A 12,622-nucleotide genomic window follows, 5' to 3' on the forward strand; every position below is an offset into this window, starting at 1 on the left:
AAAATAACGCACAATAAAGTGGGTTAGCCACCTTTATGTGCCTATTCAGGAGGAATACATAATGAACAGCCTCAACACGGGAATCAATATTTTTATGAACACGGTAGGAGGAAAGTGGAAATGCTTAATTCTCTTCTTTCTGAGTCAAAAGCCAAGGAGAACTAAGGAGTTCTACCTGCTCATGCCGACCATTACGCAGAAAGTCTTAACCGAGCAATTAAAGCAGCTGGAAAAAGATGAGCTTGTCCGAAGAGAAGTATTTAAAGAAGTACCGCCTAAGGTAGAATACAGTTTAACTGAGCTGGGCCAATCCTTCGTGCCTGTACTACATACCATGTGTGAATGGGGCAACACCTACGCAACCTTACAAAACCTCGAAAGAGAAGAACAAATCTGTCGCCAGCATGAATAAGTGGTCGTGCATACATAGTGGCGCGAAAAAAAACGAGCAGACAATCATTCGTCTGCTCGTTCTATGTTCAAACTCCTTCATCCGTCTCATTCTCGGGAGTCTGCTCTTGCTCCTCCGAAAGCGCGCTTTCGGAGGACAGCTCATACGAGACGCCATCCACTACGACCTTCTCGACTAGGGATACGTCAAGCGCCTGATCCAGCTTCACGGTGACCTGACTCGTACCAGCCGGGTTTGCCGGAACGGTGCCAAGGTCATCCGAGGTCTCCACATCCTCACCTTCAACAGGATCAGACGTGTTTTCCCCTTCTGTTGTCCCGCTATTCGGATCCGCTTGGTTCCCGGATGAATCCGTCTCGGATCCTGACGGATCAGCAGCATCGGCTTCCCCTGTGGCTTCATCCGCGCACACCCGCGATAATTCAGGACTGGCCGCTTCAAGCAGCGTGCTTCCATCCTTGCCTATAATCTGTAATTTGTCCACACTGAAATCCCGGCAAGCCGCCGGCTGTTTAAAATGGAAATTCAGCTCGGTGCTTCCCGCCTGCTCACCTTCCTCCACCACCGTCGCCGTTAATAAAGGCTGCTCATCTATGGTCTCGGAAGAAGCCGGCGGTACCGTAACCGGCGGCGTAACGGCCGGATTCGGATTGGCATCGCCGTCCGCGGGACCTTTGCCGTTTTGGATCATCATGAAGGCAGCGCCAGCAACAACGATTACCACAAGCAAGGAAGAAGTGATTTTTACGAACCGCGAATGCCGGCGAAACCATTGCACCAACGGCGAAGCCAACTCGGCCTTAACCTGCGCATACACCGGTTTGAGGATGGGTGCAGGCGAACTGAAATAAGTTTTTACGTAATCCTTATTTTTAAAGGCTTCGCGGTCGTGGATTTTGAAATAATCGATGATGGCGGCGGCATAAGCGGGAACAAGTCCGCGCGGTCTAACGAATACCGGCTGCTCGGCAGACCACTGAATATATTGGTATACCACGTCCGGGCTCTTGCCGTATCTGTGCAAGTAATCCAGCAAGCTCCGATAGTCTACCGCACTGGAATTGATATCCGTGCAGAAAGCCAAGGTTATGCTCTCGAAATTGGACGGCTCCACATGATGCTGCAGCCACTTCCGCATGATATGCTGGGTGCGCTCCCGTTCCTCTGCCGAGAGTTCCGCCAGCACTTCCGCTCTAACCTCTTCATGGCCGGACCACTGGTGAAGGGCCAGCATGACCGCGGCTTTGGACCGAATCCGGGAATCGAACCGCTCTACCCAGCCTTTGAACTCCTTCGGCATTTGCAGGAACCCGATATCCATCAGCTGCTTCTGGCTTAATTGCTCAGGCTCCAGCTCACGCAAGAGAAAGAGATTGGCTGCATAGATCATCCGGTCCGCAAAGGCACGCCCGCCTTGATAACGGCCGATTCCCTTTTGCGGATCGCGTTCCAGCGCATCCAATTGATCCAGTACGGCATTGACCGTTCTCACAGGGTCGGAATCCTGCTGAAGCTTATCGATAAGCTGGGCTTCCGCAAGCCGTACATAATTCTCCTGCTCCAGCAGGAGAGGGTGATTCCGAACCCACAAGCCGATCAAATCCACGAGGTCTGCAGGCGTTGCCGCTTGCTTCATGCGCGTTTTCATGTAGGGATCGAACATCAGCGCCGGCAGCCCCGGACTGGTCAGCACCCTCGCATAAAAGGCTCGGCTTAAAGACGGGCTGCTCTCCAACAGCTCGTAAATCGCCATAGTCGTATCCTGACGCTGCTTCGATAAGGCATTATTTAAGGAGCGGATAAAATATTCCACGATCCAATCGTTATGCTGCCGGGGATTGATGCCATGATAATCCTTCAGGAATCCCGCGATCGCGGCATCCGGAACATGCCCGCCTTTGACGAGCTCGAACTCCTTGGCAAACAGGGCAAGAAACAGCTGATCCAGACGTTGCTTCGCATCCAGTGCGCCTGCCGGCTGCAGATAGAGCAGCGAAGCACGCAGCACGGCATGTTTATGCTCATGGTACAGGCCTTCATGGCCTTCTTCGATCTGGAACAGCATACATAAATCATCATAGCTGTCCAGCGAGATCTGATGTATCGGCTCCATGTCCGTAAGCATTTGCTCGGCGAAGGCAAAAAAACGTTCGGACCGATCCGGGTCCAGCAGCGTATCCCAAGCAAAATCAAGATAAGGCTGCTCGGACCATTTCAGATCGGCATTGATGACCCGGCCGGCAGCGAGTTCAAACAAGTAATCCTTCTCGATGCTCCGGTCATTCAGGCGCAGGCTGCCCTTCTCCACGAACATGAGATGAAGCCCCTTCTTGCTCTGCGGCTCCTTGGCATAAGTTACGAATCCAAGCACCCGGCGCAGCGCATAGGGCAATCGGCCAAACAGCACAAAGAGCAGCTGCTCCGCCTTCGCGGACAACTGTTCCACCGGGACATCCAGAACGATGTATACCTTTTTCTTCCCGGCAGCCGCGGATATGCAGGCATAGATCAGCTGCTTGAATACTTTCTCGTTGATTCCAAGCTCCTGCAGCAAGGCTGGCGTCCTCTCGGACGAGACAGCGGCCCGGGAATCGGCCTGTACCGGAATCGCAGGAATCTGCGGCAGATCGACGCCTTCTTCGATATCGTAATGATCGGCAAAAGCGGCCTGAAGCCATGTCCGGTAAGCGTTATGATCATCTCGATGGAAGCCTTCCGGAATGACGTAATGATGCGTAAAAAAGGCGCTGCGCAGCCCCGTGAAATCCGCAGGCTGAAACACGCTTCGGCCCAGCACCGTTTCCCCTGATTCGGTATGGAACAGATGAAGGGCAGCCGGATAAGACGCAGCGTCCCGTTCACTGCGCGCCGTCAGCTCGGCAGGTGCTTCGTATTGGCAGAAGGGATGCAGCACCTTTTTAATAAAGGAAGCCTCCAATCCGGACGAACGGGCCACCGTGTCAAAACCTTCGGCCGAGCGGAATATGCCTCGCCGCTCACGCGTGTACATCTGCTGCTGTATGTTTCGGGTTGGGAATTCCGGCACTAGTCTTCCCTCCCCTGAATGTACTTCAGCTTGTACAGAAGCCAGATGAACGGTTCATCCACCCGAATCGGGCTGACCACGCTCTGCAGCTTCTGATCGACAGGGTTGCTGCCCAGCGCCGACACGGCAAAATAGGCGGTATTCGAAAAGTACACATCCATCGTCCCTTTGAACGGACGGTCGACCTTTTCGATAAAACGGCGGATTTCGCCGTCAATATTTTCGAACTCGGTCAAATTCAAAAACTTGCGGTGCACCACATTGTTAAAAATATTGCTGTTCAGCTTCACATATTCGCCATCCTCATCCTTAAGCGCGTGAAGCATGTCGCTCTTGGTCAAGACGACGGCGGTTGGAATATCCGTCTTGCCCTTGTCCTCATACGCGATGAAATCGCCGAACATGGTCAGCACGACATCCCGCGGCTCATCATACTGGGATACCCACTCTCCGGGCTGATCGCCGAATTTCAAACGGATTTTTTCCCGAATGGAGCGGATTTGGAGCGGATCCACCATAAACAGAATGCCCGCGGAATTCTTGATATGCTGTCCGTGCAGCCCCAAATAATCCTCATCCACCATGCCCTCGCCCGCCACGTCAAAAAATACGAGCGTCAAAGGCGGCTTCGACTCATCCTTGAACACGAATTGGAAAATAAAAGGCTCCTGCATTTTCTCCTTCTGCGTAGACGCCAGCAAATCCCCGCGTTCAAACAACGGCTCCTCATAGCCGGTGCGGAACTTGCGGCTGATCTCGGCATTCAGCGGCATGCAGGCCGCATCGAAATGATCTGCCGTCGTATGCTGCAGCGTATGAATCAGCGAAGTCATATAAACCGATTTGCCCACTTGCGAAGCACCGATAATCGAGATAATGTTGCTTGGCACCTTCCCGGCGGTAACCGGCAGCTCATTGTGGCATTTCGGGCACAGCCGTCTGCGCGTGACGATGCCGTAACGGTCATTCAATCCAACCAGGACGTGTTCCGAATAAATGTGCTGCTCCTCCGGGATATCGCTCGGACGGATGATCGCTTCGATATCATACACCGAATCCAGCCCGAATCGTTCACGGTACCGATTCAGCTCCTCATCTTCCCCAAGCGCATAATCCTCGTCATCCTCGCGGTCGTGGGCAGCCCGGAAGACAACCTCCTTCGGAGCGAACTTACTGAAACAGTAAGGGCAGACAATATCATAGAACAGCGGCCTTGGCTCCGGCTCCGGTTTTTTCTTGAATATATCAAAAATGCCCATCTTTCGTACCTCCCTCTGAACCCTATGAAATCCACACGGACGTTCATCGATGTTAACCGTGTGTTCTTCGGTCTCTATCTATCTGTACACCAGCTCATATCGTTGTCCGTATTTCTTGCCGTCCGTAAAAAACAGGCGAACGTAATCGTTTTTGCCCACCTCGATCGCAGGCAAATCGTTGCGTCCGGCAGCAAAATCCCTCACGAACGGGTACAAGATGCCGTCTTCCTTGTTGACCGGATAAGCGCCCTGCTTCTTCACGTAACATAAAGCTTCCTTCGGTACCGGCACCTCTGCCGTCACCTGGATTTCGATCGTCTTATAGGGCTGCAGCCAGCGGCTTTTTTCGCGAATGGAGTAGACCAGTTTCGCTTTGCCGGTACTGAACCGAATGCGGTTCGATTCATCCTCCTGCCTGATTAACGCCATCTCTCCGTCTTCGGAAGACAAGGCGTAGACCGTGTACGTGATCTGACCGATCCCGTCAAGCCGGTCGCGGTACCCGTTGTTAGCCTTATACTCGTCACGGGTGTATAAACGCATCCCGCCTGGCTGCGAATCGCCTGCAGGCTGGCCGAATCCGTCGTCCATCGCACGGTGGATGTATACCGCTTGAAGACCCGGCGGCCAGCTCCAGCGGAGCGTGCAGTAACCATCGTCTAGTTGATAGCTTAATCCCTGAATGACCCATTCTCCGGGCTCCGCATGTTTAAACCGCATCTCGAACGCCCCCTGCTTTAAAATCCTCGGCTTGTTGAATCATTCGGCCGCTGCCCTCTTCCCGTTCGGCCCGGCCGCTGCACGTTGCGGATGATCTTGCTGCTCTCCTTAACCGGAATCACCAGCGTGAACAAAGCGATGATCCCCGCGAGCAAAAGGCAGGCAATCAGACGAACGGAGGCATCCCCGATTTCCTCGCCGGAGAGGCCGTATTCCAGAACCACGCCTGCCAGTACGCCCGATACCGCGCCGCCGATGCTGAAGCTCAGCGCAAGATGGCGATTGTCAAACACCGTGCCGAGGGCCAGGCCCATGGCAGCGCCGATGAGCAGCATCGCAGCGATTCTTCCGATCTGATGATACACGCTGTCTTCCATAGCGCCCGTACGTTTCGTCAACAGCGAACGGTCTCCAACGTCGTCATAGATTTTCTGGAAAACGAAAGACAAATCCTCCGCATGCTGAACGTCGTAATATTGTCCGCCCGTTTCCGCCGCAATCGTCTGAAGCAGCTGGGCACCGTCCGGGTTGACCAGGCTGAGACCAATCGTATTTACCGCGATTTGCTGCTGTTTGTACTCCGCAAGCACACGATCATGGTCGGTTTCGCTGAATCCGTCCGACAGCATGATGACCATGGCGCTTCGGCCGGCATCCCGGCTTTCCTGAATATGCGACATGGTATCCTCCAGCGCAAGGCTGATGTCCGTACCGCCATCGGTCGTTGCCAAACCGTCGATTTCCGCGATGATCTCATCCTTGGTTTCTTGGTTATTCACGCGCGTGAACGGCTGCAGTAACGTTGTTGCATGATCAAACATTATCACGGATACGCGGTTATCCCGATCCATGCGGTTGATCAGATTTTTGGCTGCCGTGTACCGATCCTGATTCGGGTCCGTCTCATTCATGCTGCCCGAATTGTCAATGACCAGCACGATATCCTTCACGGGCTTGGCGCTGCCCGGGTTCAACTGGTACGCCCATTCAAACAGCATGCCAAGGAGGAACAGGGCCACCAACGTGGATGGAATCAGCAGCTTCCATGATGTGCCCGTGTACCGCTGTCTCCATGAGCTTCCGCTCAAACGGGGGGAGATCAGTTCTGCGATTAAACAGGCCAAGCCGATGCATAAGGCCAGAATCCCGAAATAAATCCCCGTAACCACGATGACAGGAAGCCCTGTCCCCCACTGGCGAAGCAAAAACTCCCCAATGGCAAATCCGAGTCCCCCACCGACCAGGCTAAGCAGCAGCAGGAGAGGGTTTAATTTTCGTTGCACAATACACGCCTACTCTCTGTATCAGAATCTAAGAACGCTAACGCGGCTCGGGAAGCTGCGCCGGTTCCATGCCATGAAATTCATAACCATTTGCCGTGTAGGTCTCGTAGTAGGTTCTGCCATTCCGGTAATACATCAGATCCTCCAGATGGAAACCTCCCATCAGGTTCAGCTTCTCGACCCCGCTGGAGCGCTTCTCGTGCACGATGCCCAGCTTGTACACCCGTAAAGCTTCATCGGCATGGATCGCATAGCGGACGAATTCGCTGTCGGCATCGCCGAAGAAATATTTTTCCTCATATCGATGCTCCTGCGTATAATCAAGCAGCCTGACCAGCGTAACGGAGTTCTCCTCCAGCATCCGGTATAACACCTTAAACAGGTCTTCCTTGGCCAGCACCTGCTTGTTATTGTAGTCGATGGTGACGTTCGCCCGCCGCAACAGTTCTTCCTCGAAGGTCTGCACGAACGGCTCTGCCGTCAATAAATCCCTCAGACAGACCCGGATCATGTTCGACAGGATCGGTTCGATCCCTTCATGCGTAACGATGGAGAGATTGCCGACATACCGTTCCTCGAAGAACACGCCTTCGCCGCGCTTGCTCTCCAGCTCCAGCATCAGCTCCTCCGTCACGAGGCCGTAATACTCCATCAGGTTCTGGCCGATATAATCGTCTGCGGCACGGATGCTGGAACGGGCCGCCTCCAGCAGCTCCGCCTCCAGCTGATCCAGCATGCCCGCCTGCTGTTTGTACTGACGGTGAATACGTTCAAGCTCCGTCTCATACAGCCTGTAGAGCTCAAGCTCCGTTTCCAGCTGCAGCAGCTCATATTTGCGCCGATAGACCTCGCCCACGAAATATCGAATGAAATGGCGCATATTCTGTTTATCCCGAAAAGGAAGCTTCTTAAACGGCTGGCTTTCGACGCTTTCCTCATAATAGCGGTTTAGTTCGTCCTGCTCGGTCTTAAGCAAGCTGCCGAGATCCCGGATTCGGGATCGAACCGCTTCAAGCACAATGCCCGCTCCGGCCTTATCGCTCGTCCACGCTGCAATCTGATAACAACCGATTTGCGGGTGAGTCGCCAAAGAGCGGCGCAGCGCATCATGCAGTTCTTCTGCGATGCTCATATCGCTCAGTCTCTTTCGGGCCGCCAGCTCGTAATTGTCGCGAAAAAACTGCCGGCAGCCATCTCCGAAGAGCGCCTCTTCCGCCTCGCGAATATTCATTCGCTTCAGCCCGGCATAACTGACGGGATGCGACATCATGCCTTTCAGTCCGTCCAGATGCTCGGGGGCCGGCAGCATCCGGTCCGCTCTTGCCGTTACGGCCTCCGTGTCGAGACCGAAATAGGCCAGGCATTCATGAACCTCCGGCTCCGGCCTGTTCTTCATGCGAAGCAGCAGTCCGCGGCACAGATGGTAAAGGACCGTTAGCGCAATCGGCTCATTGGGCCTCTTCACCCGGGCAAAGCCGGCGGAGACAAAGCCTTGGCGACCGGATTCGGTCATGATATTGCTTTTGAATGACGTATTGTTGTAAATGCCTCGGATTCCGTCATAGGTCTCATCCTTCTGCTTCCGGTTCTTGAGCAGGCCCAGGTGGCAGATGATATCGTAGATATCCTGCATGCCGGCGTAACCCGAGATGCCGCGTTCATTCTTGTCGGACAGCACATAGACGAGATCAAACAATGGGGATGCCGGGTGGACGACCGGAATCGTCAGCCCGTCCTCCGTTACCTGCAGCGGCGCGGAGAAGCTGTATTCCCTGCTCTGCATCAGCTCCAGTTCCCGCAGAAACGCAACGCCTACGGAGCTCGCATAACCGTATGATTCAATCTGCTCCCTTTCATTAATGAGCGCATACAAATCCATTTGCACCGACTTGAACGACTGCTGGAATATGGATTCGGCCAGCAATGAAATTTCCGGGATAAATACATTAAACGGGTCATCGACCCGTGTAATGACAGACAGATGAACCCGGTCAAACGAAGCATAGCTGCGTCCAAAGTCTGAAATATGGTGGCTTAACTTCCGAATCGCTTGATTCAACCCGGACAGATAATGCGGGTTCTGATAGAAGCTCCGGTACAGCTCCTTCCGCATCGATTTGGATGCGGCGTCTGACACCGGCAGCTGCAGGTGGTACCTGTGAAGCCGACCCGAGAGTCCGGGGCCTTGGGGCTCTCGTCCCTCGCTCCGGTCCGTGCCTACATGAAAATAAACGACGCTGGCGCTGTTATCCCATTTGCGGTCCTGAATTTCCATGATCGGTTCGATGGCGGACGCTGTCTTGTCGCCAATGAACAAGTATACCTCCGGATAGTGGATGCTGCTCTGATCATCCTCCATCAAGGTAAGCTGCTCTTCCGACTTGGCATAGCCGGCAGCATACTGGCGAAGAATCTCCCTCATCGTCTATTTCAACCTTCTTCGGATGTCATTTAATTTCGAAGATACCTGTCTGTAGAACTGGTATCGCTCTTCGCCGTCCGCAAGCTCCACCTTCTCGTATTCCAGCCGGTCGCGCGTTTCCAGGAACCGTTCGGCCAATTCTTCCAGCTTCGTGAGCAGCGGCGTAATATCCTCGGAAGCGGTCAGCTCCTGATCGCGGCGGGAGGATTTGCGAAGCAGGGTGCTGCGGCTTTTCTCGTCCAGCTGACGGAAGTGCTTGTAGACTTCATACTCTACGTCGTTCACGCTTTTCAGCAGGTTGGCAAACGGCTCCCAGGAATCTTCCTCCGGATCGCGATCATAAACGAAGAGCGCACCCTTCTTGGTGATCGTCCCGGTGTACAACGCCTCGATGAATTGATCAAGCCACTTCTCTTCATTCTGATTGTCGCTGATCAAGAGCTCGAATTCCGTGATTTTGGCCGCGATGGCAGCATATTTCTTCAGCTCTTCCCGCACGATGCGGATCATTTCCGGCGAACGGATCAAATTCTCCTTGGCCATTTCCTCGTTGATGCTGTTGAAAATATCCTTTGAGCCTGCCCGCTCCAGCCCCTCGTTCATCAATCGCTTCAGCTCGGTCCATGCCCGCTTGACCTCGCCAAGGTTAGGCTTGGGACTATCGAGCTGCAGATCATAAGCGCGAAGCAGCTCATTCAGGTCAAACGGCTTCGTAAACACGACCGCATAGCGGCTGCTCGTATTCTGGTCAACGTCCTTCTGGATGACGACCTTATACTCAAGCGCTTGGTTGAATTCGGACCGAACCCGGGCATTGTACTCCTGAACCCGCGGGTTGACGTAGGTATCCCCCCAGGATTTTTCGGGAATCGGCGACGGCAGGTACGTCCAATTGTTACGGTCCGTCTGCACCAAGTGGCGTCCAACGCCTTCCTTGTCCATGATCGTGCGTTCGTAGCTTTCCTCATAAACCTTCAGCGGCGTGTAGACGAACAGCGGCACGCCGTTCTTCGTGTTCAGCCAGAAGATCCGGTTCTTCACTTCGCTTTCCTTCACGGTGAAATGGGATTTCCCGACCGAATTGTTCTGATAATTGCGAATCCCCTTCAGAATGCTCGGTGCCTGTACCGGCACGGACACGAAGCCCCAGGAAGGGAAGTACAGATTGCCTGCGCTGTTGCTCAGATGGAAGACCGGCACGGCTTCGTCATCCAGCTTGCTGGCGATACTGCGCTCTACGAATTTTTCGATGGAATCCTCCTGACCGAATTTCATGACCAGGAAATCCTCCATCGAACGGGTGATCAGATCGCCGAATTTATCGGTAAGAAACTCCGAAATGGAACGGACGACATCGATCTCCTGCTCCCGGGTCCAACGATTGGCATGACTCAGCAGCTCTTGGGCGAAATCGCGGATGAGATCGTCCACATCCTTCTGATCCATGATTTTGTTGATGACGTCGGAAATGTCGGGCACGCTCACCAGGTTCCAGTAATACGTCTTGTTCCCTTTATGATCCTGCTGTTCTTCCCCGTTCACGAGAATGTCGCCGTTCTTGGCGAAAATCGAATTCAGCGCATTCAGAATCTCCGTATATACGCTATAAATCCGGTTGTTCTCCTGGTTCAGCAGATCGTATAAATCCTCGTAAAATTCAATCATCTGCTCGGTGCGTTCCACATCGGCTTCCAGCCAATATTCGTTGATTTTGGCTTCGATATAGATGTTTTTCTTCTTGTCCTTCGAGACAAAAGCACTCTTTGCATCGCCCAGACGATCGATCGCCTGTTCTCTGGCCGACTCGATGTCCCGCGGTATGCGGGTCAGATTCTCCCGCAGCGCTTCGATGTAGGACAGCAGCATCTTCAGCAGGCTAAAGCCCTTCTCCGTATAGATCAACCGCGATACGTAAAACGGTCCTTGCTGCGGATGCAGGAACATCCGGCGGATTTGATCGCTGAACTGAGCCACGATCTCGCCCGGCAGCTGTTTCTTCGCTTTGATGTATTCCTCGCGGGCTCTGGCCAGAAAATTCTGTTCCAGCTCCGTGTCCATATTAATGACCTGGTTTTTCACCACGTTCGCGTAGCTGAGCCGCTCGCTGTTCTGGTATCCGGGCAGCGGCTCCGGTACGCGGGATTCGAAGTTCTTGGTCATTGAGTCCAGATCGATGCCCAGCTTGCTCGCAAATTTCTCGACGTCCTCCTGGCTCGGCGCTTTCTCGAACATGGTTTGCATTTTGCCGAAGACGCGGTATGCCAGATAAGTCGTCATCTCTTCGATCGGCAGCACGGCCGAAGATGCGCCGATGATGTTGTAGTCGTAATTGGCAGGATACGCCTTGTTCATCTGCGCAATATTGGTGCGGATGTTGCTGATATAGTCATGGATCGCAAATTCTTCGCCGGACTGTTTTTCCTCGCTGGCCATGAAGTTCGTGATGTTCTCCGCGGTAACGTTCATGCAGTAATCGTAGGCATTCTCCAGCAGCTTGCCTTCCGTATTCGTAGCGGATATCAGATGACATAGATTAAATGGAGGCAGCGGAGAATTCACGTTCAGAATGTTGCCGTACTGCTGCTTGAACCGTTCGCCTCTGGCATCCACGTTCATCCAGTAGTCCAGCTCTTTGAGCGCGGCATAACCGTTCTTCTTGATGTACTCGCGCGTGTGCTCGCTCAAGCTTTTGTTCGCCAGATTGATATCCGGCGTAAACAGATAGCCGAGCGTGTTCACGCGGTCGATGCCGGCAGAGCCGTGATCGCGTTCGATAATGCCGCGGACGATATAGGCGATGTCCAAGAAGCAGCCGCTGCCCGTACCGCCGGAGAGCCCCGTCAGCAGGAAGACCATCAGCTTTTTGTTCGTGCCGACCGACAGTGTTTTGATCTTCTTGTCGATCGCCTGCACCACTTGGGTAATCTTCGTGAACAGGAGCAAGCGGCCCGCCTGGCGTACGCCTGCGGCCCCGTTCATGCCGTCGGTAATGCTCAGCTCGGGCGACAGCCAATCCGTAATGTAAGGCTCCAGGATGCTGCGGTTCTGGAGAAGGCCTCCGATCTCGGCATTGGAGAGAAGCACGAATTCATTGATCGGATCCAATCCGATCCCCTTGTAGCGCTTATTCTTATCCTGTTCGTTGGTCTCAAAAGCCAGAAACTCCACGTTATCCGGCTTGTCCATTCTTTTCTTGGACAACGGATCCTCAGGCAGCTTGAAACGGCGGTTAATCTGATATTTCAAGCGCAGCAGCGCATCGATCCCCGTCCCTCCAAGTCCGATGATGAGGATCGGATTGTCGATGGTATCCACCCGTATTTTCTCGCTGACAATGCCGCCTCCGAGTGAAACGTCAAGCTGTTGTATATGTTCTCTAACTACCGGTTTCATAACTTCCCCTCCTGATAGGTCATGGCTTTAAGAGGTTGTTCAAAAAGTCCGCTTTTGATAAGAAAACCCATCGAGGTCAATTCAAGG

Annotated in this window: 7 protein-coding genes; 1 reads left to right on the top strand and 6 read right to left on the bottom strand. The window is 53.5% G+C overall.

Annotation, left to right across the window (positions count from 1 at the left end; translation table 11 throughout):
- The first annotated feature begins 61 nt into the window (after positions 1–61).
- Positions 62–412, top strand: a complete 351-nt coding sequence (locus tag MHI43_RS28770; RefSeq protein ID WP_015737594.1) for a helix-turn-helix domain-containing protein — start codon at positions 62–64, stop codon at positions 410–412.
- Positions 413–479: 67 nt separating this feature from the next.
- On the opposite strand, the gene MHI43_RS28775 is transcribed toward MHI43_RS28770, so the two are convergent.
- From MHI43_RS28775 to MHI43_RS28800, 6 genes are all read right to left on the bottom strand, one after another.
- Positions 480–3,458, bottom strand: a complete 2,979-nt coding sequence (locus MHI43_RS28775; RefSeq protein ID WP_036663727.1) for a hypothetical protein — start codon at positions 3,456–3,458, stop codon at positions 480–482.
- Positions 3,458–4,717, bottom strand: coding sequence for a hypothetical protein (locus MHI43_RS28780; RefSeq protein ID WP_009589557.1), 1,260 nt, complete (start codon positions 4,715–4,717; stop codon positions 3,458–3,460). Before MHI43_RS28780 ends, MHI43_RS28775 begins: the two co-directional genes overlap by 1 nt.
- 78 nt (positions 4,718–4,795) lie before the next feature.
- Positions 4,796–5,437, bottom strand: coding sequence for a hypothetical protein (locus MHI43_RS28785; RefSeq protein WP_015737597.1), 642 nt, complete (start codon positions 5,435–5,437; stop codon positions 4,796–4,798).
- Between the two features lie 17 nt (positions 5,438–5,454).
- Complete coding sequence (locus MHI43_RS28790; RefSeq protein ID WP_036663725.1) at positions 5,455–6,720, bottom strand: vWA domain-containing protein; 1,266 nt, start codon at positions 6,718–6,720, stop codon at positions 5,455–5,457.
- A gap of 37 nt (positions 6,721–6,757) precedes the next feature.
- Positions 6,758–9,142 (bottom strand): hypothetical protein, encoded by a 2,385-nt coding sequence (locus MHI43_RS28795; RefSeq protein ID WP_036663723.1) that lies wholly within the window; start codon positions 9,140–9,142, stop codon positions 6,758–6,760.
- A gap of 3 nt (positions 9,143–9,145) precedes the next feature.
- Positions 9,146–12,535 carry a tubulin-like doman-containing protein gene (locus MHI43_RS28800; protein WP_036663721.1) on the bottom strand — a complete coding sequence of 1,130 codons (3,390 nt, stop codon included), beginning with the start codon at positions 12,533–12,535 and terminating at the stop codon, positions 9,146–9,148.
- Positions 12,536–12,622: the final 87 nt, after the last annotated feature.

Origin of the sequence: Paenibacillus sp. FSL H8-0457 (genome assembly GCF_038051935.1) — a bacterium.
GTDB lineage: Bacteria > Bacillota > Bacilli > Paenibacillales > Paenibacillaceae > Paenibacillus_AQ > Paenibacillus_AQ lautus_A.

Bases quoted from the DNA above. Each gene is read 5' to 3' on its own strand.
- MHI43_RS28770 (WP_015737594.1), top strand. From the start codon at position 62: ATGAACAGCCTCAACACGGGAATCAATATTTTTATGAACACGGTAGGA.
- MHI43_RS28780 (WP_009589557.1), bottom strand. From the start codon at position 4,717: ATGGGCATTTTTGATATATTCAAGAAAAAACCGGAGCCGGAGCCAAGG.
- MHI43_RS28785 (WP_015737597.1), bottom strand. From the start codon at position 5,437: ATGCGGTTTAAACATGCGGAGCCCGGAGAATGGGTCATTCAGGGATTA.
- MHI43_RS28795 (WP_036663723.1), bottom strand. From the start codon at position 9,142: ATGAGGGAGATTCTTCGCCAGTATGCTGCCGGCTATGCCAAGTCGGAA.
- MHI43_RS28800 (WP_036663721.1), bottom strand. From the start codon at position 12,535: ATGAAACCGGTAGTTAGAGAACATATACAACAGCTTGACGTTTCACTC.